The organism is Gallaecimonas mangrovi (genome assembly GCF_003367375.1).
In the GTDB taxonomy this organism is placed as follows: Bacteria; Pseudomonadota; Gammaproteobacteria; order Enterobacterales; family Gallaecimonadaceae; genus Gallaecimonas; species Gallaecimonas mangrovi.
Genome location: NZ_CP031416.1, coordinates 3,194,523 through 3,219,218 on the forward strand (window position 1 = coordinate 3,194,523; position 24,696 = coordinate 3,219,218).

The following is a 24,696-nucleotide window of genomic DNA, read 5'->3' on the forward strand; positions in this document are numbered from 1 at the left end:
TTTTTTAATCACAGATAATGTGCGGAAGAAAACGGGCGCTGTCTTTGGTAATAAGACTGTTGTCTTCACGAATACCGATACCGCAGGCTTCATCCCCCACCACCCAAGAGCCAACTAAGGTGTAGTTACCTTCAAAGCAAGGCAACGGAGCCAGGGCCTGGCGAATATAACGCCCGTCATTGTAGGGACCATCCGCTTGCAAGTGTTGGCCATTTTCGAGCAACAGCTCGACATTGGCACCTTCTCGTGAAAACACCGGCTTTTTCACCCACCCAGGCGCCAGGCTGGCCCCGTCGTCAAAGTAAGCTTCCAAGAGGTTAGGATGCCCTTTATTGGCCTGCCACAGTAGCGGCAGAATGCCTTTATTGGCCAAAATCAGTTTCCAAGGTGGCTCTAACCACAAGGTATCGCTTTGGGCAATGAAGTCGCTAAACTCCTCGGCCAGCATAAATTCCCAAGGGTAGAGCTTAAAGAGCGCTTCAATGGCCTGATTGTCTTTGTCCCAAAAGTGGCCATCAGCAAAACCAATTTGCTCCATGGCGACGTAGCGGGTATCAAGCCCGGCTTGGGCTGCAATATCTTGCAGGTAACGCACTGTCCCTAAGTCTTCATCGCTATTGAGCACACTGGCAAAATGCAGGCTTTTAAGCCCCAAGTTACCGAAGCGGTGTTCAAGCTGCTCTTGCAGGCTATTAAATTGGTCGCTATCGCTGGGCACCATATCGTGCTTAATGGCATCTTCAAGCCATAACCATTGGAAAAAACCTGACTCATACAATGAGGTAGGAGTGTCGTAGTTAAATTCCAACAGCTTAGCCGGGCCCTGGCCGTTGTAGGATAAGTCCATGCGGCCATAAAGGTGAGGCTGGCGCTGCTGCCAGCTCTGGCGCACCAAATCCCAATGGCGCTCGGGAATACAAAGCAGGCTCAGCTTTTCTTCACTGGCCACCACTTCATCAACCAGTGCCATCGCCATTTGGTGCAAGTCGGTGGTGACATCCTCGATGTCGTTTTCAATCTGGTTAAGGCTGAACTGGTAGTAGGCCGACTCGTCCCAGTATTTTTCACCGTCGATAGTGTGAAACTGAAAGCCTAAATCCTGGGCTTGTTTACGCCACCAAGGGCGCTCTTCGATCGTGACCCGTTTCATTAGCCACCATAGCTCATGCGGCGCGCGGCTTGGGCGCCAAAACCGCCGCGGCGCACCATAGAAGAAGGCGCCAACTTCACGCTAGAAGGCCGCACTTTCACCGGCCCTTCGCTGCGTGACACCGGCACATTTTGGGCAGTGCGGTAAGTATTAGGGTCATCTTTGGAGCGATAAAGCGGTTGCGTCTGCACCGCACTGCGGCCACCGCTCAGCATCTGCCCCATCATAAAGCCCATCATCATTGGCATAAAATAGCCGCCGCTTTGCTGATACTGCTGCGGCTGACCGGGGGTTGCGCAGTTGCCGTTACCAAAATCGGCTTCACAGGCTTGCAAACTGGTGTAGCGAGGCGCGGTTTTTTCAGCCACCTTTTCGGCTTGCTGAAATTGCGCTTGGCAATTACTGCGATCGTAGTAACCGGCACATTGGTCAACACTTTTGAAGACGTCGGCATCTACCGGTGGCTCGCTGCATCCGGCGATATAAAGGGCACTAACCGGGGCCATTAAGCATAAAGCCACTTTCCTGCTGCGTTTCATCATGGTTCCTTTTAATAAGTCATGCAGGCGGCGTTCAATAACCCCACCGCCACTGAAGTGAGACCGACAAAAATGCCTGCCGCCAACTCTCCTTCGGTAATACGTTCCGATAAACCTTTTAATAGTGACTGCAGTACCTTAAAGGTCAGAATTTGCACCACTAGCGCCACTAACCCCCAAATTGCACCGTCTATCCACGACATCGAATTGGCAACGGCGCTGGCCATCGGCAGCGCAAAACCCAGTAAAGCACCACCAAAAGCCAAACTGGCAGCCACATTATTTTGGCGAATTAAGCCAAACTCATCATGGGGCGTCATCCAGGTATAAATGAGGATGAAGATCAGTAGCATGCCTATTGCCAGAGCAAAGTAACCGGCAAAAGCGGCTAATGCCTGGGCATAGATGGACAAGGGTTCCAAGGCTTATTCCTTCTTCAGGTAGTCAGCTTCCAGTTCGACAATGCGGCTGTTAGCAACAGAGCAACAGGTCAACACTTCGCCTTCATTAATGTAGGCAATAGGTGTTTCCAAATAACGCACATCACCGCTTTTCAAGCGCATGCGACAAGCGCCACAAAAGCCACTGCGACATTGATATTCAACCGGAATACCTCTTAGCAGAAGTTGGTCGAGTATAGGTTGGTCCGGGGCGACGGGGATAATGTGTTCCCCGACCACAAGGGCCCTTTTGGTCTGGTCCGTCATTGAGCAACAGTCTTGATATTCAGGACCCAACTATACCGCAAAGCACTACCCAGATGGCCATTGCTTCCACTCGCGTTTTTAGAGCGCACAGGTGCTTATACCTGCAAACCGCTCACAATATCGAGCAGTTAAAAGCGCAGTGAATACTCAGAAAAACTTGAGTCAATAACGGCCACTAAGCTCACTTTTACTATCTCTGTCATTAACTTAAAGGCAATTAAGGCAAAGCTGGATCTTCACATCAAGCGCCTTAGGCTAAAAAGCGGACACTGACAAACAAGGAGCAAAAATGACCCCAGAATGGATTGAAAAACTGGCTTGGCTATCGGTAGCACTGGGGTTGGCGACTTGTCTTTACTTGATTTTGGATCTTTATCGTCGTCCTCAGCCGATGGCCATCATGAACTGGGTATGGCCGCTGTGCGGTTTGTTTGGGCATCTATTGGTACTGCGCTTTTATCGCCGTTTTGGCCGAGCCGAACTCAACGCACCACAACATCACGAGCATCACGAGCATCACGAGCATCACGAGCATCACGAGCATCACGAGCATCACGAGCATCACGAGCATCACGAGCATCACGAGCATCACGAGCATCACGAGCATCCAAGGATTAAAGCGCCCCAAGTCATTAGCGCCACCCTACATTGCGGCAGTGGCTGTACGTTGGGCGATATTTTGGCCGAGTGGCTCGCCTTTTTTATACCGGCGCTAGCCACCGTTTGTGGCTGGCACTGGCTGTTTTCAGAAAAGATATTTGCTGTCTGGGTGCTCGATTTCGTGGTGGCCTTTGGCCTGGGTATCGTCTTTCAATACTTTTCCATTAAACCGATGCAAAACCTCGGCGTAAAAGACGCCATTATTGCTGCCCTAAAAGCCGACTTTTTATCACTCATCGCCTGGCAAGTAGGGATGTATGGCTTTATGGCGTTTGCCCATTTCTATTTATTCGCGCAGCTATTGGCCGCGCCATTAGCCGTTAACAGCGCCAGCTTTTGGTTAATGATGCAGTTGGCAATGCTTTGTGGCTTAGCGACCGCATCGCCGGTGAATTACTGGTTATTAAAAAAGGGCGTGAAAGAGGTTATGTAATGGTGTGGTCGGTAACCGGTTTTCAGCGGCGGGTAACAATGAAAAAGGCGAATAACCCTAGAAAGTGATCACCAAAACCCATAGCGCTTTTCACCACTTTTAACCGGTTTTGAAAAATCGACGGCAAGGCACTCTGCATTGGCTGCAACTGCCATTAGCCACCGCGACAGACTCATTGTCGAAAAAAAATAAAGGCCGGTTTAAGCCGGCCTTGTTAGTTAGATAGGCGCACAAGCCTCAGCCAACCACTGGCGGGTGTTGTCATCAATCCGGGGGCCAATTTTGGCTAACACCTCAGCTTGATAGTCATTAAACCAAGCGATTTCCGCTTCGCTCATCATGGTTTTATCTACACCGCGGCGGTCAATCGGGATATAGGTCAGGTTTTCAAAGCACATCACCTGGCGGTCACCCTTAGCGGCAAACTTTTCTACCGTCATCAGGTTTTCGGTACGGATACCAAAATGGCCTTCACGGTAATAACCCGGCTCGTTAGAAAAAACCATACCCGGCAAAATGGGATAATTATTGGCAGCCTTACCGATGCGCTGCGGCCCTTCATGCACGCTTAAGCATTGGCCAACGCCATGGCCGGTGCCGTGGTCGTAGTCATACCCTTCAGCCCACAGCGGCGCGCGCGCCAGGTAATCCAGTTGATGGCCGCAAGTGCCTTTAACGAACCGAGCAGAACCCAGCCCAATATGGCCTTTAAGAACCAGGGTATAAAGGTGCTTTTGCTCTTCGGTCAGCTCGCCAATGGCAATAGTGCGGGTAACATCGGTGGTACCGATACGGTATTGGCCGCCGGAGTCCACCAGGTAAAAACCGTTTTGTGGCAAGTTGCTTGGGGCGCCGTTACGAAAGTTGTAGTGCGGCAGAGCCGCATTGGCACCGGCAGCAGAGATGGTATCAAAGCTCGGCTCTAGATAATCATCCTGTGCTTTACGATAACTTTCCAGCTGTTCTGCCAGTACCAATTCGTCGGGGCGCTCACCACTGGCGACCACGTTATCGAGCCAGCATAGGAACTGGGTGACCGCAGCGCCATCACGCAGATGCGTTTCACGCATGGCGTCAATTTCGACGGCATTTTTAGCCGCTTTAGGGATAAGGGCCGGATCGGTCCCCAGTACCACCACCGCTTCGCTGGCTTTTAGCTCGTCAACTAGCAGCGCCGGCGTCAGCCCTTCGTCTACCAGTACCTTTTTGCCTTTAAGGGCAGCCAGTTCACTGTTGAGCTGCGCTGGCGGCAAAACCTCGACATCGCTGCCAAGGTCGGCATCGGCTGGCAAACGGCTTTGCTCAACAAAGAGTTTTAAGTGCCCGTCGCTTGATAACAGCGCCCGCATCATCAGCACCGGCATACAAGGAATGTCGCTACCACGCAAATTGGTTAGCCAGGCTACGCTGTCAGGCTGAGCCAGCAGCGCCCACTGCGCCTTTTTGGCAAAGCCTTTGGCCAGTTCGCTACGCTTTTGCTGGCAACTTTTACCGGTCAGTTTTTCACTGAGGGCAAAACCCGCGGCAGACGGCATAGCCGGACGGCAAGCCCAGCATGCATCGACCAAGTTAGCGCCATGCACAAAGTTCACTTGCGGCGCCGCTTCACGCCACTGGTTAAGGACTCGGCTACTGACGCAATAGCTGTCAAAACCCACTTTAAAGCCATCGGGCAAGTCGGCGAAAAAGTCGCTGATGGGGGTTTCATGTAAAGGATGAATTTCGGTGCCCTGCGGCACTTGGGTTTTCACCTGCACCGTGTAACGGCCATCCACCCAGATGTGCAATTTTTCTTTGGTTACCAATGCCACACCGGCAGAGCCGGTAAAGCCAGTTACAAAGGCCAGCCGCTCGTTAGCAGCAGGCAGATATTCACCGAGGAAAGCATCCTCGTGGGGGACCAACCAGGCATCAAATTGGCCTAATTTGGCTTGGATATCACTAATCACCGACATCGTGGCTCCTCTTTAAATGGGTGAACCCGGTGGAATGGCGCTCTGTGCAGGTAACGGCGTTGTTGGGTCAGCCAGATAGGCGGCTATCCACAATCCCGCTTCGCGTTGTTGATACGACCAGTTGTTATTGCCCTTGCGGTGCGCTAGCCAATTCGCGGTTTCACGTAACTGGCCTTTTAATTGCGCCGCCGCCGGGGCCGATAATTTCGGCAGGCTTTTAGCCAACTCAGCCAAACCTTGCCATGCCACGACTATTTGCGTGGCACTGGCATTTTGCTGGCGCCAATGGTTCAGTACAAGCGTATTTACGACAGCCAGCATATCAGGCCCTTTGGGCTGCTGATAGAGGCGCTCTAAGCGACTGGGCGCCAGAGCTGGTGCCAACACCACTTGTGCTGCCACTTCTGCGGCGGCCTGAGGGTCGAAGTCTTTTCCCAGTCGGCTGGGCAGCCATTCTGCATTATTTTCTAAATCCACCCCTGAAGGCGGCATGGCACTTATCAAACCTTTAGGCAGCACCAATATGTTGTCAGACAGCAGCTCATCTAATGCCTTCAGAGCAGCCTGCTGCTGTGTTTTCGGTACCGGTTCGGTGCCAAGAAAGGCTTCACCTTGGCGGCCATAACGGTAACTTACGCCACCTAATAACCTGGCCACAGCTTCGGCCTGATAGCGTTGCAGTAAATACACCGGGGTTAATTTGCGTTGCCAGTCATCACCTCTTTCCCCTGGCGCGACGGCGTGTTCAACAAAGCGGTTAAGGGCGAGTTTTCGCACCGCCAGCAATTGAGAAAGCGCCTTGATTGGGTCCTGCCCAAAGTCCCAGAGGTTAGCGCTTTGCTCGCCACTGCTATAACCACGAGCTCCCTCGTCAGAGATATAACGCAGTGTTTGGTTGTCCTTAACGAGTTTGCTGCGGGTAGCGGCATCCTTGGCATAAATGTAATGCACCACATAATGGTCCCACCGGCCCAGACCGACGCCATAGGCGTTGTCCAGACTGACCACGCCGTCTTTAAGATGTACCTGCGGATGGGGGTAGTCCATTACCGATGCATCCTGCTGAGTACTGGCGGCAAAGTTATGGGCAAAACCCAAGGTATGACCCACCTCATGGGCCGCTAGCTGGCGCAACCTGGCCAGGGCCATGTTGAGTGCCTCTTGGTGATGCTCCTCACCCACTAGGGCCTCACCAATGCGCAGGTCCTGACGTACCCGTAGCGATCCTAGGCTAACTTGGCCTTTGAGTATTTCACCTGTACGCGGATCAACAACAGCTGCGCCGTAAGACCAACCTCGGGTTGCCCGATGTACCCAGTTGATGACGTTGTAACGGATATCCATAGGGTCGGCGTCATCGGGTAACACCTTGACTTCAAAATCGATACCTATCTCTTTAAAAGCCTGACTCCACCAACGTGCGCCCTTTAATAGCGCCGAACGCACCGGCTCTGGGGTGCCGTTATCCAGGTAATAAATGATGGGGTGCTTGCTGTCGGCCAAATGGCGCATTTGATAAGCCTGCTCAATAGGTTTATCCAACGGCATGCTGTAATCCTGAAAAGCTACCGGGTAGCCACCACTGCGAGGGTGGTAAGGAATAGGCTGGTAGCCATCGTTCGGCAGGCGAATAAGAGAAATGCGTTGCACCAACGTCATGTGAGTTGGGTCGGGTACCGTCCAGCGAATGGCATCGCCAGCAGGCTTGCCGCTGAAGGTCACTATGCCCTGTAATTCAGTGTTATCGGGAAAGCTTTTATTGTGCTGCCAGTCGATAGCAGACAATTGCTTGTCGAACTGATACTGGCCTTGGCCAGCTCGGGCAATGCGCGCGGCCAGGGACTGGCGGTCACTCAGCACCAAGCTCGCCAAGTCGGCATAACCGTCCTTAAGTTCACCCTGCCAAATCACCGACCGGGCAAAGGCTTCCTTTACCGAACGCTTTTCATCAGCAGAGCCATGACGAGCACGAAAATTGAGATTGTCGCGAATAAGCTGTACCACTTTGCCCTGCCGGGAAAAATGTACCAGTACGGCCTCGGTGACTTGGTTACGGTCCATCATCAGCTCGTTGGCCCCCTCGCCCCAAGGCAAACCAACATGCAGTAAAAATGGCTCTTCATAACGGGGTTTGATCCACAAGGCGCCGTGGTTGGCGTCTGGGTACAGGGTATAAAAGCCGGGCTGAGGCTTAAGCCCGTCAACAACGGCAGCATTGGCCCAGCTAGCCCAACACAACCCAAGCAAGATGATAAAGCGGCGCATGCAGGTTCCTTGAAAGTCAACGTTATGTAAACAAGTTGCTCATAGAGTTACATTCGGTTGCAACCTCTTTTAGCGCGAAAACCTGACAACTCACATCAGTTACTGCACAATGGTTGGACCACATAAAAAGGAGCACAGACTCATGCGCTTTACCATTACTGCAGCAGCATTAGGCTTGGCCTTGGCATTCCCAGCCTTGGCGCACAACATCAAGCTTGATGCACCGCTTCCCAGCGTGACCGTCAAGGACCAAGGTGCCATCACCTATCAAGACAAGAAATTTGGTTTTCAGCCGTTTTCTACCAACAGCCTGACCGGCAAAGTGCGCGTGATCCAAGCCTTCGCAGGCCGCACCAGCGCCAAAGAAATTAACGATCCGCTGATCGATGCCATTAAAAAAGGCCATCTGCCTCAGGATAAATACCAGACCGTTACCATCATCAACGTTGACGACGCCATTTGGGGCACCGGCGCCTTTGTACGTAGCTCGGCAAAAGATGCCAAAGAAGAATATCCCTACTCGCAAATCGTGCTAGACGACGACGGCTTAGTGAGAAAGGCCTGGGATCTTAAACATAAAAGTTCAGCCATTGTGGTGCTGGACCAACAAGGCAAGGTGCGTTTTGTCAAAGATGGCAAGTTAGGCGATAGCGACATTAAAGAAGTGATGGGTTTAATCCAGCAACTACTGGCCCAGTAACCTCAACGCCATGAAAAAGACGAGCTTTAGCTCGTCTTTTTTAACCCCAGCGGCGCACCGGCCCGGTGTCGATATGAATAAAATTATCTCTCGGGTAGTAACCCACGCCACCGGCTTTCATCGCCAGCGCGGCTTTATGGGCATGGGCAAGTTTTACCCCAGGCAAACGAATATCAATGGCCTTGCCCAGGCAATGAAATGAATGGGTAGCCACATGATGCCCTGCTCTTTTCATCGCCGCATTGGTGGCTGGCGAGCGATAACCGGAGATCACCTGAATGGTGCCCTGAAAATTCAGGTGGGCCGTTAACTTAGTCAACTGGTCAAACAGTGCCGGATCCATGTGCGTTACATCGCCACTACGATGGTCTTTCAGCACCTCATTAAAGCTTTGTAAGGTATCTTTCTGATAGAGGCCATTTTGCCAATAAATACCTTCGGCCGAGTCGCCGGTATGAAGGTTATGAAAGCTAAGAACCCTTTTATGGCCTACGCTGGCCATGGCCTTCCCTGGTAGGATGCTAGCGGCGGCTAAACTGCCGATGCCAACAAGGAAACTGCGGCGAGAAAGGGGTTTGTGCTGCATTTCACCTCCTACAACTAGGTGTTTAAGTCAAATTAGTGCCAAAGCGGCTCTAAACTACATGCAGTACAAAAAATGATCAACTTTTATGCAGGGCAAATTGTGAATCAGGCCCCAAATCAAGCCCGTAAAGATCGCTTCTGAAGTGTAAGTACCCACTTGCATCTAACCACACAGTCCAATAAACCAAAGCAACCGGCAACGGCTTATTTAATACAATTTTCTCCTGCTGCCCACTTAATAGCTGCTGATGCCAAAGCGGATGATCAGCTAACAGTTGCCCGGCCAAGCTGTATGCCTCTTCCACTCGAATGCAACCCGAACTAAAAGCACGGCGGCTTTTTAAAAACAAATAGGGCTGATTGGTGTGGTGCAAATAGATGGCGTTGTTATTAGGCAGTACAAACTTAAGCCGGCCCAGGGCATTAAAATCCCCCGCTTTTTGCCGCAAACGCCAATCTGCTGGCCAGCGGTTTGGTACATCGTCAGGCATCGGCACCACCTGGGTGCGCTTACCGTAGCCTTCGACTATCTCGATTTGGTGGTCGATAAGAGGCTCAAAGCCCTGGCGGCGTATTTTCGGCAAATAGTCGCGGCGGAAAATACTGTAAGGCACATTCCAGTAGGGGTTGAGTTCAATGGCGGTAATTTCGCTTTGCATCATCGGCGTCGGCCGAGATGGTCTGCCAACCACAATACGGGAACGTAGCCTGACCTGGTTCCCTTCAAACCAAATCAGCGTAAAGGCAGGAATATTGACGATCAGTTGCTCATGAGCCGCTTTGAGATAAGACATGCGCATTAAGGTGGCCCGTAGCTGCTGTAAACGCTCCGCCGGGGTCACATTCAGCGCTGCCATCGTTTGCTGGCCAACAACGCCGTCTTCCGTTAAGCCCATTCGCCATTGGAAATGACGTACAGCACTGGCGGTGGCATCGTCAAACTGCTGGTTGCCTGGAATGTCCTCGGTAAGGTCCCCAAAAATCACTAAGCGTTCACGCAGCCTTGCCACTTCTGGCCCGCTATCACCCAGCTTGAGCTTAGGCCCTAAAAGGGGTAACCATGGCCCTTGTTCCGCCAACATTTCCAACTGAACTTCCACTTTTTCAAGGCTTTGCTTCTGACTCTCTAACCAGTCAGCCTGAGCTGGCACCGCCAGTAAACACCACACCAGAATGCAGGCAGATTTCATCGGCCACCTCCTTATTCCAGTATGGTGCCTATGTCAGCGACAGCCACTGCAAATTGCGGTAGTCTGGCCAGATTGACTATTGTGATAACGCCGCCATGGAAAAATCGCCAACCGTTGAACGCTTAGGTTACAGCCCTATGGACAGACTGCGCCAACTCGCTCAGCAAGGCGCCTTGGAAGGTGCGCTGTTTAGTGATGAAAAAGGCAAAACGCTAGACAGAGCGCGTAAACGGGCAGCCTTGGCCGTAACACGGCGTCAAAACAACCTCGAAGCCATTGTGCGGCGGGCCTTGAGTCAATCCGATAACAGCACCGTAGTCGATGAACTCGATGGTGACTGGTTCTATCACTTCAGCCGTCTCAGTGAAAACACCGCCAGCCCACGTATGCAGGGGCTTTGGGCCAATATCTTACTGCGTGAATTGGAAAACCCTGGCAGCTTCTCACGGCGGGCACTGGAAGTACTGGAACAGTTGTCTGTTAAAGAAACCAATCTTTTTGCCAAAGCAGTCAATATCGCTTTGCAGGTTGGCAGTGAGTATCGCTTGGTAATAGGTATTTACCGGCGCCACCGCCTGGCGGGCACGCAAACACGGCTACTGCCCCTGGGCCAGTTCGGCCTGCCCTACTCGGCGTTGGCAACCTTAATGGAAATTGGCTTATTGCAAAGCACTGAGCTTCTGAGCGCCGATCTGCGGTTAAGTCCGTTGCAGTTTTATTTGGGAGGCCATCAGGCCCAGTTGACAGGTCATCGGCGAGGCAGAAAAACCCACCTGACCTATTATCGCTTTACCGCTGTTGGCGATGAATTGGCTCGGCTGCTAGCAGCCGAGCCGGATGCCAAATTCGAGAATGAATTTCAACGGGCTATGGGAGCAGACTTACACTTGCAGTGGCAATAAAACCGCCATTGCGTAAGTTTTCACGGCGATAACCTAACGGGGCGCCGTCCAGGGTTAAAACCTGGCCACCGGCCGCTTCCAGCACAGCTTGCGCGGCGGCGGTATCCCACATCATGGTGGGATTAAAACGCGGATAAAGCTGCGCGCTACCCTCGGCAATGGCGCAGAATTTCAGGCTTGAGCCGCGATTTAGCAGGTTATGTTCACCCACCTTATCAAGCCAATCAGCCAGCTCTGGCGCCGGATGTGAACGCGATGCCACGACCACCGGCGGTTTGCCGTCAGGGTTGACGCTAATGACGCGGCGCTGTCCTGCGACATCAAGGTATGCACCTTTACCCTTTTCGCCCACGTACAGATGGTCGGTAGCGGGCACATACACCAAGCCCAGTACCGGTTCACTGCCCTTAATCAGCGCCACATTAATGGTAAAATCCGGGCGGCCAGCCAGGAACTCTTTGGTTCCGTCCAAAGGGTCTACCAGCCAGAAGGTTTGCCAGTGCTGGCGCTCGCTCCAGGGAGTATGGGAACCCTCTTCCGACAATACCGGGTAGCCACTGTCTTTTAAGGCCGCCATTAAAATATCATGGGCAGCTTTATCAGCCAGAGTAACCGGCGAGCCGTCAGACTTATCTTCGGCTTCTACCTTGCCCTGAAACGACAGCGCTTTGATACCTGCCGCTTTTACCGCATCAATCAATGCTTGCATCGAGACCTACTTCACTTTGTAACCAATTCAGTACCTTCTCGACCGCTTGCTCTGGAGAAAGTGCCTGGGTATTTACCACCAAGTCCGGTGCGGTGGGTACATCAAAGGGGGAATCCAGACCGGTCATGTGCTTTATTTCACCGCGGCGCGCCTTGGCATAAAGCCCTTTCGGGTCGCGAGACTCACAGGTATCCAGGCTGGCTTCGACATAGATCTCAAAAAAGCGCCCTTGGGGCAGGCGATCACGGATCATTTGGCGATCAGAGGCAAAGGGCGATACGAAGGCCGCTAACACGATAAGCCCGGCATCCACCATCAGGTTGGCTACCTCGCCAACTCGGCGCAGGTTCTCGGTGCGGTCGTTATCACTAAAGCCCAAGTCGCTGCATAAGCCGTGGCGAACGTTATCTCCGTCTAACAGATAAGAATGTTTACCGCCGGCGGCCAGCGCCTGCTCTACCCCGTTAGCCAGGGTGGATTTACCGGCCCCAGAAAGGCCGGTAAACCATAACACCAGCGGCTTTTGCCCCAAGGCTTTAGCGCGGGTCACAGCATTGACGGTGTGTTGGTGCCAGGTCAGGTTACTGCTCATGGTTACCAGTCACTCACGTCAATGGCCTGCCAATGTGGGTAGTGGCGGCGAATATAGGCATTAAGCTCTTTTTCGGCCTGGCTAACCACGGGGCGATTACCGGTATCGTCGCTAACCGCTTCTTCTGCCATAAAGGCAGCAACGGTTTGCTGTGTATCAGGGTCAACTAAGATTAAACTGCCGGTGTGGCGGCTCTGCTGGTAGATATCCAGTGCCTGGCTTTCTTCCAGCTGCAACGTCACCTGGCCGATGGAATTGGCCTTAAAGTCAGCCTCTTCGCCGATGGTCCAGTTATCCACATTCAGCTGGCCACGGATCTCGCTTACCTGGCCCCAGGTCCAGCGGCTGGCAGCCTTAATACGGTAACGCTTACCCTGTTGATGGCCTTCATCATCCAGCCAAACCAACCAACCTTTCCAGGTACGGGCGGCAGTAACAGGCCCATTGGTGAGCCAGTCGCCGCGGCTGATGTCAATTTCCCGGTCCAGCTGCACGGTAACCGCTTCGCCAGCATGGATAGCGCCTACCTCTTCACCAGCACGCCAAACATGGCTTACCAAGGCATTTTTACCGGACGGCCAGTGGTAAAGGCTATCGCCCGGCTGCACTTGACCGGCAAAAAGGGTACCGGCAAAGCCGCGAAAATCCTGGTTAGGACGCAAAATGGTTTGCACCGGCAACCGCACGCCGTCCACTTCGGGGCGGCTGACACTGGCGTCTTCCAGTGCACCTAACAGCGACATGCCGTGATACCAGGGCATGTTGCCTGACAGTTTCGCCAGGTTGTCACCTTTCAGGGCAGAAACCGGTAACACTTTGATGTTGGCCCCAGGCATCCGCTCAGCCAGCTTGTAGTAGTCAGCTTCAATGGCCTTGAAGGTTTGCTCATCGTAACCAACAGCATCCATTTTATTGACGGCAACCACGAACTGACGAATACCCAGCAAGTGGCAAAGGAAGCTATGGCGGCGAGTCTGGCGAATAATGCCTTTGCGAGCATCGACCAGAATAATGGCCAAGTCGCAGTGGGAGGCACCGGTCACCATGTTACGGGTGTATTGCTCGTGTCCGGGAGTGTCAGCAATGATCAAATGGCGGCTGCCGGCTTCGGCAAAACGCCAGGCCACATCAATGGTAATGCCTTGGCTACGCTCAGCTTCCAAACCGTCCAAGAGATTGGCAAAGGGCAATTCGCCGTTTTCGTCAGGCTCGCCCAGCGAGGCTAACTGGTCAGCATAAAGCTGGCCCGTTTCATAAAGGAAGCGACCAATCAGTGTGGATTTACCGTCATCAACGGAGCCACAGGTCAGCAGTTTCAGTGTTTCTTGCATTAGAAGTACCCCTGGCGTTTCTTACGTTCCATGGCGGCAGCCGAGTCTTTATCGATCATTCGGCCGGAGCGCTCACTGGCGCCCAGCTGCCCCAACTCCTCAAGCACTTCGTCAAGGGTTTCAGCGTCAGACTCAATGGCAGCTGTCAGCGGGTAACAACCCAAGGTACGGAAACGCACTTTCTTCATTTGCGGCACTTCGCCTGGCTCAAGGCGGAAACGCTCGTCGTCCACCATAAACAGCTGGCCGTCACGCTCCACTACCGGCCGTTCGGCGGCAAAATACAGCGGTACCAATTCAATTTCTTCGGCGCGAATGTAGGCCCAGATGTCACGCTCGGTCCAGTTGGAGAGCGGGAACACTCGCATACTTTCGTCTTTGGCCAGGTCACTATTGACGTGTGACCACAGTTCAGGACGCTGGCGGCGCGGCTCCCAGCGCTGGAATGCATCGCGGTGCGAGAATACCCGCTCCTTGGCGCGGGACGCTTCTTCATCGCGCCGCGCCCCACCGAAGGCACAGTCGTACTTACCGCGGGCAAGCTCGGCTTTCAATGCTTCGGTTTTCATGACATCGGTGTAACGCGGGCCATGGTCAAAGGGATTCAGTTTTTTCGGGTTTTGCACCACTTTCAGATCTAAACCGAATTTTTTGGCCTGGGCATCACGAAAGGCGTACATGGCCTGGAATTTCCAGCCGGTGTCGATATGCAGCACCGGAAACGGCACCAGTGCCGGCAAAAAGGCTTTGCGAATAAGGTGCAGCAGAACGCTCGAGTCCTTACCGATGGAGTAGAGCATTAGCGGCCTCTCAAATTCCGCTGCGGCTTCTCGAATAATGTGCAGGGACTCGGCTTCCAGAGCCGCGAGATGGGGGCTTAGGCTCATTTGGCCTCCTGATACAAGGTCACGGTGTCTCCAATCATTAACAAGGCAGGGGACTTAACCTGCGCTTTTCCAATGGTGTCTGCCAGATGGCCGAGGTCGGTACGAAAGCGACGTTCTTCGGGCCGAGTGCCATTTTCCACCACCAAGACCGGGGTAGAAGGGGCCAGGCCACCTGCCATTAATTCGTCAGCGATATGGCTGCTTTGGGTAAGGCCCATATAAACAGCCAGGGTGCTGTTCTGCTGAGCCAGCGCTCGCCAGTTAGTGTCATCGCCACCCGGCTGGCAATGGCCAGTAACCAGTGTCATCTGGTTGGCCAGGCCGCGATGCGTAAGGGGAACTTGCGTACGGGCACTGCATGCTGCCGCGGCGGTAATGCCGGGGACGACTTCCACATCAATATTTTCAGCACGGGCCGCCAGCACTTCTTCACCACCACGACCGAACACAAAGGGGTCGCCCCCTTTGAGCCGCACGACGCGGCGCCCGGCCTTAGCTTCTCGCACTAAAATAGCTTCAATCTCTTGTTGCGGTACTGAATGAAAGCCTTTTTCCTTACCGACCGAAATAAAATCGGCGTCACGGCGGGCCAACTCTAACACAGATTTTGCAACAAGTCGGTCATAAACAATGACATCTGCCGCCTGCAAAGCCTGCAGTGATTTTAGGGTTAAAAGGTCCGGGTCGCCCGGGCCAGCGCCGACCAGTTTTAGCCAACCTTGGCGGCTGTTATCGCCTGAGAGCAATGCCGTCAACTCCGCCTCAGCGGCGACCTCATCGCCCTTGGCTAACTGCTGACTAACATTACTGTCGAGTAGCGCTTCCCAGAAACGGCGCCGCTCACTAAAGGCGCTAAAGGTGTTGGCGACTTTGCCCCGAAAACGTCCCATTAACGCCGCCAAAGCGCCGGTCCATTGGGGTATCTCTGCTTCCAGGCGCTCACGAATTCGCCGCGCTAAAACCGGCGCTTGGCCGTTACTGGAAATAGCAATGGTAATGGGCTTGCGGTCCACCACCGCCGGCACAATGGCACTGCAAAGTTGGCGCTGATCCACCACATTTACCCAAATTTTTCGGGCATTAGCCGCTTCGGCCACCTGTTCATTGACCAGTTCATCATCGGTGGCGGCAATGGCCAGCCATACACCTTCAAGCCATTTCGGCTCAAAGACGTCACTGACATGATCAATCGGGCTGGCTGCTATTTCTGCGCACAGGCTTGGCGCTACTACCCGCACCTTGGCACCGGCTTTTAACAGCGCTTGGACCTTACGCCAGGCCACAGCGCCACCGCCAACCACCAGCACGTCCTTGCCGTGTAAATCCAAAAACAAAGGAAAGTCGTGCATTTGTTTACTCGTTAACGTGCAGGCCGCATTCACGCAGCAAGCCACCAAAGCGGGTTTCTTCTTCACTCATTTGTTCGGAAAGTGGCACCGTGGAGTGCCAGTCGCCCACCGAAACATAACCCTTGTCCCACAGCGGGTGATACGGCAGGTGATTGGCCGTTAAATAGCGATAAACATCGCGATTGGTCCAATCAATAATGGGGTAAATTTTGGTCCGCCCATCCTGCTCTTCCAATACCGCCCTGCCCTCGCGGGTACTGGATTGCTGACGCCGCAGCCCCGCAAACCAGCTTTGCACCTCAAGCTCCTTTAAGGCGCGCTGCATCGGCTCGACTTTGTTGTCATGGTTGTAGGCTTTGATACCTTCAACCCCTTGCTCCCAGCGTTTGCCAAAACGGGCTTCTTGCCAAGCGGCGCTGGTTTTCGGGCTATACACCTTGAGGTTAAGCCCTAAACGCTCAGTCAAGCTGTCAACAAAACTGTAGGTTTCAGGGAAGTGATAACCGGTGTCGATGAACACCACCGGTACCCCTGGCGCTTCTTGGCTCACCATATGCAGCATCACCGCCGCTTGAATGCCAAAGCTGGAGCTAAGGGCAAATTCGCCGGGCAGATTATCTAACGCCCAGCGCACCCTTGCCTGTGCATCCATGGCTTCAAGCTTGATGAGATCCTCAGGCGTGAAAATCGACTTTGGCATCTTTGACCTCCTTCACCACACCGGCGCGGACAACGAAATCACCAAAGCGTTCGTCGTCATTGCGTTCGGCCTGGTAGCGGCTTAGCACCGGCTTGAGTTCAGCGAGGATCTCGGTTTCGGTGAGGTTCTCGCGATAGAGTTTATTAACCCGTAAACCGCGGCCATCGGCGCCCAAATACAGGTTGTAACGGCCAGGGGCCTTACCTACCAAGCCAATCTCGGCCAGGAACGGGCGAGCACAGCCATTGGGGCAACCGGTAATACGGGTAACGATGTCTTGGTCACCCAGCGCAACCTCATCAAGCAGGTGTTGCACTTTGCCAACAAAGTCTTCGAGGTAGCGTTCGGCTTCGGCCATGGCCAAGCCACAGGTTGGCAAGGCCACACAGGCCATGGCGTTTTCGCGAAGCTTGGTAGTGGGCACCTTGAGACCAAATTCGCTAACCAGCGCTTCAACCTTGGCTTTTTCGGCCTTGGGCACACCGGCAATAATGAGGTTTTGGTTCGCCGTCATCCGAAAATCGCCCTGGTGTATTTCGGCAATGGCGCGAAGGCCGGTCAGCCAAGCCTGGCCGGGTTTGTCGATAAGACGCCCCTCCGGCACAAACAATGTGAGATGCTCGCGGCCATCCACGCCTTCGACCCACCCAAAGCGGTCGCCTTGCTGGGTAAACGTGACCGGCACTTCTGGCAGGAAAGTCACGCCAGAGCGTTTTTCCACTTCGGCTTTGAAGGCCTCAACCCCCATACGGTCGACGGTGTATTTCAGACGGGCATTTTTACGGTTATCACGGTTACCGTTATCACGCTGGGTGGTCAGCACCGCTTCGGCAACCACGTTCATCTGTTCTGGGCTAATAAAGCCCAAGCAGCTGGCGGTACGCGGGTAAGTCGTGGTGTCACCATGGGTCGTGCCCATACCGCCGCCCACCAACACGTTATAACCGCGCAGTTTGCCGTTTTCAGCAATGGCCACGTACCCCAAATCGTTGGCGTAAACATCAACGTCGTTATGGGGCGGCACGGCAACGGCGGCTTTAAATTTACGGGGCAGATAGGTGTCGCCGTACATTGGCTCACTGGAATCGGCCACCTTTTCTTCATCCAACCAAATTTCATGGTAGGCATGAGTGTTAGGCAGCAGGTGCTCAGAAAGCGCCACCGTCTGCTGGAAAACCTGCTGGTGCAGGCTTGAATCCACCGGGTTGGTGTTGCAAAGCACGTTACGGTTGACGTCACCACAAGCGGCAATGGAATCCAAAAGTGCGCTGTGCAGCCCTTGGATCAGCGGCTTAAGGCTTTCTTTTAAAATACCGTGGTACTGAAAGGTTTGGCGGGTGGTTAAACGCACGCTGCCACCGCTGAGCTCACGGCCCAACTTGTCAACGGTTAACCACTGCTGTGGGGTAATAACGCCACCGGGCACCCGTGCCCGCAACATAAAGCTGTAAAGCGGCTCTAACTTGCGCTTAGCCCGCTCGTTACGGGTGTCGCGGTCATCCTGCTGGTAAAAGCCATGGAATTTAGACAACTGGGTGTCGTCTTCACGCAGGGCGCCGGTAAAGCCGTCATGCAAGCTTTCTTCGAGGGTACCACGCAGGTGGCGGCTTTCGTTCTTAATACGTTCGTTGGGAGAAGCCATCAGTACACATCCCTCAAGTAGCGGCCTTGGGCACGCAAGTCATTCAAATAGGTTTCGCCATCGGTATTACCGTGGCTGGCAATGACATCAACCAGTGCTTGGTGAACGTCTTTGGCCATACGTTCGGCGTCGCCACACACATAGAGATAGGCGCCGTCATTCAGCCACTGCCAAACCTCGCTGCCTTGCTCTTTCAGGCGGTGCTGAACGTAAATTTTTTCGCTCTGGTCGCGGCTAAAGGCCAGGCTTAACTTGTTCAAAACCCCTTCGCCAAGCCAGCGCTGCCACTCGGTTTGGTACAAGAAGTCGTTGCGAAGGTGACGGCTGCCAAAGAACAGCCAGTTGCCACCACTGGCCTCGGCCGCCTCGCGCTCTTGCATAAAGGCACGAAACGGCGCCACACCGGTGCCAGGGCCAATCATGATCACCGGCTTATCGGCCTCAGGCAGGCGGAAGCGGTTATTCGGCTGCACATAAACCTTGACCTCGTCGCCTACTTCCAGACGCGAAATCAAACCGGATGACACGCCGTAGCGACTGTTGCCGTCGGCTTCGAAGGCCACCAGCGCAACGGTCAGGTGCACTTCATCTTCAACTTCAGCTTGTGAAGAGGCAATGGAATAGAGCCTTGGCGCCAGGGGCTTTAAGGCGTCCACCAATTGCTGCGCCGTTAACGATTCACTGCGGGTACGAATACGCTCTGGCAATTGCCCTTCGCCGTCAGACAATTGCAACTCGCTAACGGTTTTCGGGTGCAGTGTGGTCAGCTCTTTGTGCTTTAACGCAGCAAAAAGACGCTGCTTCTTGCCGTCTACGGTTACCGCTTCTTCGCCGTTTAGGCGAGTCACACCCAGCACCGCTTGTACCAGCTCATCGCTTTGCACCGGCACTATGCCAAGCGCGTCGCCGGCTTTGTATACCAGGCCGGGAACATCTAACTCCAGGTGGTAAACCTCGTGGCCGGCATCAATGGTCAGCGGGTGCACGGCTAACACTTCTGCACTCATTGGGTTGGCGCGGGTTGGCTGCGCGCCAGAGGCGCTTTGGGCAGCCGTGCCTGCGCTTTGTACTTGCGGGGCAGCATCGGCTAGCGCGGTAAGCAGCTCATCCTGCCATTGCTGCGCGGTGGCTTGAAAATCGACATCGGCGTCTTTACGCGCCAACAGGCGCTCACTACCGGCGGCAGCCAAGCGTTCGTCAAAATCTTTACCGGTTTGGCAAAACAGCGGATAAGAGCTGTCACCCAGGGCCAAAACCGAAAAGCGGGTTTGGCTAAGATCGGGAGCCCGTTTAGAGCCCAACAGCTCATGCAGGGCAATGGCATCATCAGGCGCCTCGCCGTCGCCGTGGGTAGACACTACCAGGGCGATATCTTGGGCATCACTCAACTTTTTGGCTTTAAAACCGGCCATAGAGGCTAGGGTCACGCTCAAACCGGCCGCTTTAGCCGCGTCAGCAAAGGTTTTTGCAATACCTTCGGCATTACCGGTTTGCGAACCATAAAGCACCAGCAACGGGCGGCTAGCGGCCGTAGCGGCAACCGGCGCTACGCCAGCCTGGGCTTTACCGTCAGCCAAACCGGCCAGATAACCGCTTAACCAGCGCAGGTCGTCACTGGATAACGCCGTTAATTGTTCTCTGACCGCTTGGGTCAGTTGAGTCAATACTTGAGACATGAGGGCCTGAATACCATTAATGATGAGCGCCATCTTAGAAGTGCGGATGGCCGAATGAAAGATTAAAAAAGGCTTTTGTATGCCATAACGGAATAAGGCGCGCATTGTCGGCTTTGTACGCCCCACGTAGAATGCCAAGCCGCTTATTCATCATTCACTTAGGGAGTGCGCTGTGAACGCTGAGCGCTACATTGAACTGTCTGGCCTTACCCTGTCAGCACAAGGCCAAGCCATTGCCAATAAAACGGCTGAGGCGCTGGATGCACTGGCGCCCCTGGCTGGCGGAACCGAGCTGGCCCATTACGTTTTTAAGGTGCCAGAGCTGGGTGAAGGTGGCGCCTGTTCACTGTTTGGGCAACTGGCCGACGAGCCCTATGATCTGCGCCCCATTCTGGGCGGTAAAAACGCTGACAACGACGCACTGTTGGCGCGCTTAAATGCCGCCGTTGCCCATATTACCGCCCAAACGCAAGTTGACTGGTTAGGTTTATATCCGGCTAAAACCAACGCCGACGGCGACAAGGTGTTAGTCAAGGCCGCCTATCGCGGCGCGCCGTCTCGCGCTGAATTTCCGCTAAACGCGCAATTTGCCACCATTTCCAATAACGCCACCGTCGGTTTAACCGGTAAAGGCCGTTTGATTCAAGATGTGGCAGGTTACTTAAAAGAGGGCGGCGAATATTACACTTGCGACCCCAAAGTCCAGGCTGAACTTTGCATTCCGCTTTATAACGATAGCGGCGACACCATTGGTATTCTCGATGCTGAAGCCTTCAGCCCCCATTATTTCGACGACCACAAGCTCGGTATTTTTGTGGGGCTAGCGCTTTGGGCGGCTCGCCAGTTTGTATAAAAAAGGCCCGTTGGGGCCTTTTTTATTACCAGAGCGCAGCGCCTTTCATCGCGCTTATCAACTTGTCTGAAAAATCCTGCGCCGCCGTATCAATGTTAACGTCAGGATTGACGGTATCGGTTTGTGCCGACCACACCAGTTGCTCGTCTTTCACGCGGTATAAATCACTTTCTAAATAAAAATGCTGGAACTGCTTGTAATAACCCGGTTCGGAAATTTGCATGTAAAGGCCGGGGTAAACATTACTAAAAGGCCCGTAAAGGAAAGGGTCGGGTGAATAACTGGTTGCCCCTGGCACATAACGGGTTTGGGTATCGGTTCTTAGCAGCGCAACAACCAAGGCATGGTCGGCACCTTTGGCTTTTACCGCCGCAATGAGTGCTTCACGGGTCGTTTTTCCCGGCGCCATTTTCGCACCGAGAGCGCGCAAACTGCTTTGCGCTTCAACGCCCGCCGCTTTTAATTTTTTTACCAAGGCATCTTCAGCCCCTTGGCGCACTGGTAATTCGTGACTCAAGGCAAAAACCATAATGTTTTTCGCCTTCACCTGGTTGTTCGGCATTTTCCAGGTACCCGTTACCGTGGTGTTACTGCTGCAGCCAACAAGAAGTAGCCCAAACAGCACTATTTTCATCCATTTCATAGACCTAGTCCTTAGGCAAGTAAGCGCACTTTTTAACCATACACCCAGAACTTTGACCGGGTCGAACAAAAAAAGACCTGGCAAAGCCAGGCCTTTTTACCAAGAACACTTATTTAGAAATGCATGGTCAACGACGCATAAGCGCCGTCCAATTTGATGTTGGCATCAAAGTCACCAATGTCTTCAAGTTTCAGGTCAACCGCCCGGTAGCCCAACTGCACACCCACATCAACCGGCCCTGGAATATCAAAGTCATAACCAACAAAGGCCCGGTAATCGGTGAGGCGGTTGCCGCTGTAGGCAATGCCATTACCCAAGGCACCAACGTAAAGCCCGGTAAGCGGCAAATTAACACGGCCATTGAGGTACAACATCGGAACCCATTCATCAACAGGTTCCTCAGCACTGCCAATCAGGTCGTTATTTAATTTCAGGTGGCCGTCAAGCTTACGACCGGTGATGCCTACATCTAAATCACCACCGGTATCCCAAAGCTCGTAATAGAAGGTGACATCGGTCATTTTCAGTTTTAAGTCGCTGTTGATCTCAGAGCCGATGGGATAAGTGGTGTCGTCAAACTCCACGTTTTCATCCAGGCGGCCAGTGCCGCTTTCTGAAATATTGCTATAGGCAAGACGAATATTGGGAATAACCGGAATAGGATGTTCGAAATTAATAAACCATTGGGTAAGGTCGGCGTGCTTTAGGCCCATTTCGTCCTTAACACCCACATCTTCCGATAACACGTTACCCGAAAAATCGTTATTCCATTGACCGATACCAGCATAAATACCTAAACCGTCAGCAACGGCAGGCAAACTGATACCTGTGGCGATGGTGGCAGCAAACAGCAGTTTTTTCATCGGTTTCATCCCTTGTCAACACTGTCTCCAAGGGTAGTAGGCCAGGTAGGTTATCGACAGTCAGGCCATTAAAAACCGCTATTCTATTCAGCTACAGGCAGTAAAAAGGCCTGCTGTTGCAGGCCTTTTTCAGGTCATTAGCACTTAGAAATGCATGGTCACGTTAACAAAGGGGCCCGAGATATCAAGGTCAGTATTAAAGTCACCGATATCGCTCAGTTTCAGCTCCAGACGGCGATAACCCGCCTCAACACCCACATCGAAAGGCCCTGGAATATCAAGGGTATAACCGATAAGTGCGCTGTAATCGTAGATATGGTTGCCGCTGTAGGCAATGCCGTTACCCTGTACCTGGGCATAAAGGCCGGTAAATGGCAGGTCAATGCGCAGATTGCCATAAGCCATAGGCACCCAGTCGTTGACGCTGGAGCTGGCTTGATTGCTACCACCCGGGTCACTTAACTGCATGTAACCGTCAAACTTACGGCCAGTGACACCCACGTCAAAATCCGCGCCGGTATCCCACAGTTCGTAATACAAGGTGACGTCAGTCATTTTCAGTGCCAGGTGAGAATCCACCTGACCGGAGTAAGTGTTGCCATCGTAAGTAATGCCGCTATCAAGGGTGCCAGAACCGGCCTGGTCAATATCGCTGTAGGCAATGCGGACATTGGGAATAAGCGGAATGGGATGCTCAAAGTTCACATACCACTGCACCAGGTCGGCGCTGTCTAAACCCAATTCATTATCGGCGGAAGTTGAGGTGCCAAGCAGGTCGCCCGACATATCGTTTTTCCAGTAGCCAGCACCGGCATAAATACCGAGAAAGTCAGCGTGGGCAGGCAATACCACCACTGCACTTGCCAGGCTTGCAAGCAACAACGTTTTTTTCATGTCCATCTTACTCCGTGGATTAGTGGCACAAAGAGTATCCGCAGCGTCAAATTGCTACAAGCAACCCTTTGTTACATGGGCAAAAAACAGGCGATATTACCAGCAGATGGCAATGCCAGACACCCTTGCTCAAAAATAGATAACAGCCTTACCTAATTAGGCGGCGAGATAAGCGGGATACATAAATAGCAAGAATAAAAAAAGGCCGCACAGCGGCGGCCTGGTTTTCTTTGTTTATCCTTTATCCGCGGTCAAGCAGCGCTTCTAAATCAACCACGGCGGCATTGGCACGGCTAACGTAGTTGGCCATCACCAACGAGTGGTTGGCCATAAAACCAAAACCCGAGCCATTTAAAATAATGGGGCTCCACACCGTTTGCTGCGTCGATTCCAATTCCCTGATCACTTGGCGCAGGCTCACCAGCGCGTGCTTGTTTTCAAGGATGGGGCCGAAATCCACTTCGGCCGCTTTCAGAATATGCAGCAAGCCCCAGCTGTAACCCCGAGCTTCATAAAAAACGTCATCAAGCTTCCACCAAGAGGTGGTGACTTTATCGGCGGCGGTTTCTTTGTCTTCCGGCACGTCTAAACTTTCGCGGCCCACTGAAGCGGCCAAACGCTGGCTATAACTGCCCAGGCGTTTTTCAACCAAGCGCAAAAGCTCACGCAGGTTATCAGCTCTTGCATAAAACTCGGCTTTATTAGGACCGGTTTGACTTAACCGCGCCCGGTACGATTTTAAATGGTTAATGCCACGGCGATACTCACCTTCCGCACGTGGTGCTATCCAAGAACGGCGGTCAACGTTAAAAAGTGGCTGCGCTTCTTTGAGGTCGGGATCTTCCTGCGACTGCGATTGTGAGCGGGACAGCTCGTTACGCATCACCAACGTGGTGTCACGCAACAGCTCCAAGTTACCAAACTCCCAGGCGGGCATATTGTCGAGGAACACCGACGGCGGGGTAATGTCATTAGACAAAAAGCCGCCGGGCTTATCCAGCAAGGTGCTGGCGATTTTAATCACGGCAGTGGTGGTAGTGGTACCGGTAACATCAGGCAGGTTGTCTTCCTTCATGGCTTGTTCCGTTGCCGCTTTAACATCGAAACGGTCCGGCTCAATTGACCAATACACGCCAAGCAGATAGCCAGCCAGCACCAGCCCAACCAGGCTCAAGGTAATGACTTTTCCTCTCGACATATCCGTTACTCCTTCCTTTTTATAAGTACCTTGCAGTGATAACAACCGGTGCCAATGCAGCTGCCAAATAGTGGCCCAAACCATAACATGACGCCCGCACAGGTACGACCACTTTCAATGTAAGCAAAGATGCACAGCGGTGCGCAATCGCATTATTTTCTCATTTTAAAACGGCTTACGTCATCTATCGCGGTTAGGGCGCTGAAGCCATAAACCGCGAAAACAGCACTTATTAAATTTTTCACCGGTCATGTGCTTGTCACATTGAGTCTT

24 protein-coding genes are annotated in these 24,696 nt (G+C 53.1%); 4 read left to right on the forward strand and 20 right to left on the reverse strand.

The genetic code is table 11. The features are described 5' to 3' along the window. Window positions 1-4: 4 nt before the first annotated feature. The 4 genes from DW350_RS15225 to yfaE are packed head-to-tail and all read right to left on the reverse strand — an operon-like array spanning window position 5 to window position 2,396. Window positions 5-1,150, reverse strand: a complete 1,146-nt coding sequence (locus tag DW350_RS15225) for a glutathionylspermidine synthase family protein (RefSeq protein ID WP_115719751.1) — start codon at window positions 1,148-1,150, stop codon at window positions 5-7. After that, window positions 1,150-1,689 carry a DUF1190 domain-containing protein gene (locus DW350_RS15230; protein WP_115719752.1) on the reverse strand — a complete coding sequence of 180 codons (540 nt, stop codon included), beginning with the start codon at window positions 1,687-1,689 and terminating at the stop codon, window positions 1,150-1,152. Before DW350_RS15230 ends, DW350_RS15225 begins: the two co-directional genes overlap by 1 nt. An 11-nt stretch (window positions 1,690-1,700) precedes the next feature. Continuing rightward, entirely contained in the window at window positions 1,701-2,111 is a 411-nt protein-coding gene (locus tag DW350_RS15235) for a DUF350 domain-containing protein (protein WP_115719753.1), read from the reverse strand. A gap of 3 nt (window positions 2,112-2,114) precedes the next feature. Further along, the gene (yfaE, locus tag DW350_RS15240; RefSeq protein WP_115719754.1) at window positions 2,115-2,396 is read right to left on the reverse strand and encodes a class I ribonucleotide reductase maintenance protein YfaE; all 282 of its coding nucleotides are present in this window, start codon (window positions 2,394-2,396) and stop codon (window positions 2,115-2,117) included. Between the two features lie 289 nt (window positions 2,397-2,685). Here yfaE and DW350_RS15245 point away from each other — a divergent pair, with 289 nt between their 5' ends. Continuing rightward, the gene (locus DW350_RS15245) at window positions 2,686-3,489 is read left to right on the forward strand and encodes a DUF4396 domain-containing protein (RefSeq protein ID WP_115719755.1); all 804 of its coding nucleotides are present in this window, start codon (window positions 2,686-2,688) and stop codon (window positions 3,487-3,489) included. 218 nt (window positions 3,490-3,707) lie between these two features. On the opposite strand, the gene DW350_RS15250 is transcribed toward DW350_RS15245, so the two are convergent. Further along, the gene (locus tag DW350_RS15250; protein ID WP_115719756.1) at window positions 3,708-5,444 is read right to left on the reverse strand and encodes an aminopeptidase P family protein; all 1,737 of its coding nucleotides are present in this window, start codon (window positions 5,442-5,444) and stop codon (window positions 3,708-3,710) included. Window positions 5,445-5,456: 12 nt separating this feature from the next. Next, window positions 5,457-7,709 carry a zinc-dependent metalloprotease gene (locus tag DW350_RS15255; RefSeq protein ID WP_115719757.1) on the reverse strand — a complete coding sequence of 751 codons (2,253 nt, stop codon included), beginning with the start codon at window positions 7,707-7,709 and terminating at the stop codon, window positions 5,457-5,459. Window positions 7,710-7,851: 142 nt separating this feature from the next. On the opposite strand from DW350_RS15255, the gene DW350_RS15260 reads away from it, so the two are divergent. After that, window positions 7,852-8,409 carry a YtfJ family protein gene (locus tag DW350_RS15260; RefSeq protein ID WP_115719758.1) on the forward strand — a complete coding sequence of 186 codons (558 nt, stop codon included), beginning with the start codon at window positions 7,852-7,854 and terminating at the stop codon, window positions 8,407-8,409. Between the two features lie 40 nt (window positions 8,410-8,449). Here DW350_RS15260 and mepK read toward each other — a convergent pair whose 3' ends face one another. Both mepK and DW350_RS15270 read right to left on the reverse strand, forming a co-directional pair. Then, on the reverse strand, window positions 8,450-8,995 hold the full coding sequence (mepK, locus tag DW350_RS15265) for a peptidoglycan L,D-endopeptidase MepK (RefSeq protein WP_115719759.1): 546 nt from the start codon (window positions 8,993-8,995) through the stop codon (window positions 8,450-8,452). A 76-nt stretch (window positions 8,996-9,071) separates the two neighbouring features. Next, window positions 9,072-10,184, reverse strand: a complete 1,113-nt coding sequence (locus tag DW350_RS15270) for a L,D-transpeptidase family protein (RefSeq protein WP_115719760.1) — start codon at window positions 10,182-10,184, stop codon at window positions 9,072-9,074. A gap of 95 nt (window positions 10,185-10,279) precedes the next feature. Here DW350_RS15270 and DW350_RS15275 point away from each other — a divergent pair, with 95 nt between their 5' ends. Continuing rightward, window positions 10,280-11,086, forward strand: coding sequence for a TIGR03899 family protein (locus tag DW350_RS15275; RefSeq protein WP_115719761.1), 807 nt, complete (start codon window positions 10,280-10,282; stop codon window positions 11,084-11,086). Here the strand turns inward: DW350_RS15275 and cysQ are convergent. Genes cysQ through DW350_RS15315 form a run of 8 tightly spaced genes read right to left on the reverse strand, consistent with a single transcriptional unit; the run spans window position 11,052 to window position 19,972 of the window. Beyond that, on the reverse strand, window positions 11,052-11,795 hold the full coding sequence (cysQ, locus tag DW350_RS15280; protein WP_115719762.1) for a 3'(2'),5'-bisphosphate nucleotidase CysQ: 744 nt from the start codon (window positions 11,793-11,795) through the stop codon (window positions 11,052-11,054). The two genes, DW350_RS15275 and cysQ, sit on opposite strands and share 35 nt — an antisense overlap. Continuing rightward, entirely contained in the window at window positions 11,779-12,387 is a 609-nt protein-coding gene (gene cysC / locus DW350_RS15285; protein ID WP_115719763.1) for an adenylyl-sulfate kinase, read from the reverse strand. Before cysC ends, cysQ begins: the two co-directional genes overlap by 17 nt. Window positions 12,388-12,389: 2 nt before the next feature. Beyond that, the gene (locus tag DW350_RS15290) at window positions 12,390-13,718 is read right to left on the reverse strand and encodes a sulfate adenylyltransferase subunit 1 (protein ID WP_115719764.1); all 1,329 of its coding nucleotides are present in this window, start codon (window positions 13,716-13,718) and stop codon (window positions 12,390-12,392) included. Further along, window positions 13,718-14,605, reverse strand: a complete 888-nt coding sequence (cysD, locus tag DW350_RS15295) for a sulfate adenylyltransferase subunit CysD (RefSeq protein WP_115719765.1) — start codon at window positions 14,603-14,605, stop codon at window positions 13,718-13,720. Before cysD ends, DW350_RS15290 begins: the two co-directional genes overlap by 1 nt. After that, window positions 14,602-15,954, reverse strand: coding sequence for a siroheme synthase CysG (gene cysG / locus DW350_RS15300; RefSeq protein WP_115719766.1), 1,353 nt, complete (start codon window positions 15,952-15,954; stop codon window positions 14,602-14,604). The genes cysD and cysG overlap by 4 nt, the downstream gene beginning before the upstream one ends. 4 nt (window positions 15,955-15,958) lie before the next feature. Then, complete coding sequence (locus tag DW350_RS15305; RefSeq protein WP_115719767.1) at window positions 15,959-16,654, reverse strand: phosphoadenylyl-sulfate reductase; 696 nt, start codon at window positions 16,652-16,654, stop codon at window positions 15,959-15,961. Further along, on the reverse strand, window positions 16,629-18,296 hold the full coding sequence (gene cysI, locus DW350_RS15310; RefSeq protein WP_115719768.1) for an assimilatory sulfite reductase (NADPH) hemoprotein subunit: 1,668 nt from the start codon (window positions 18,294-18,296) through the stop codon (window positions 16,629-16,631). Before cysI ends, DW350_RS15305 begins: the two co-directional genes overlap by 26 nt. Beyond that, window positions 18,296-19,972: a diflavin oxidoreductase gene (locus DW350_RS15315; protein WP_192954707.1), complete on the reverse strand. Its 1,677-nt coding sequence runs from the start codon at window positions 19,970-19,972 to the stop codon at window positions 18,296-18,298. The genes cysI and DW350_RS15315 overlap by 1 nt, the downstream gene beginning before the upstream one ends. A gap of 172 nt (window positions 19,973-20,144) precedes the next feature. On the opposite strand from DW350_RS15315, the gene DW350_RS15320 reads away from it, so the two are divergent. Next, window positions 20,145-20,825: a GAF domain-containing protein gene (locus tag DW350_RS15320; RefSeq protein WP_115719770.1), complete on the forward strand. Its 681-nt coding sequence runs from the start codon at window positions 20,145-20,147 to the stop codon at window positions 20,823-20,825. Between the two features lie 25 nt (window positions 20,826-20,850). Here the strand turns inward: DW350_RS15320 and DW350_RS15325 are convergent, their stop codons facing one another. From DW350_RS15325 to DW350_RS15340, 4 genes are all read right to left on the reverse strand, one after another. Continuing rightward, window positions 20,851-21,468: a hypothetical protein gene (locus DW350_RS15325; RefSeq protein ID WP_115719771.1), complete on the reverse strand. Its 618-nt coding sequence runs from the start codon at window positions 21,466-21,468 to the stop codon at window positions 20,851-20,853. A gap of 113 nt (window positions 21,469-21,581) precedes the next feature. Continuing rightward, window positions 21,582-22,331 (reverse strand): TIGR04219 family outer membrane beta-barrel protein, encoded by a 750-nt coding sequence (locus tag DW350_RS15330; RefSeq protein ID WP_192954708.1) that lies wholly within the window; start codon window positions 22,329-22,331, stop codon window positions 21,582-21,584. A gap of 144 nt (window positions 22,332-22,475) precedes the next feature. Continuing rightward, window positions 22,476-23,225, reverse strand: a complete 750-nt coding sequence (locus DW350_RS15335) for a TIGR04219 family outer membrane beta-barrel protein (RefSeq protein ID WP_192954709.1) — start codon at window positions 23,223-23,225, stop codon at window positions 22,476-22,478. A 241-nt stretch (window positions 23,226-23,466) separates the two neighbouring features. After that, the gene (locus tag DW350_RS15340) at window positions 23,467-24,423 is read right to left on the reverse strand and encodes a DUF2333 family protein (RefSeq protein WP_115720661.1); all 957 of its coding nucleotides are present in this window, start codon (window positions 24,421-24,423) and stop codon (window positions 23,467-23,469) included. Window positions 24,424-24,696: the final 273 nt, after the last annotated feature.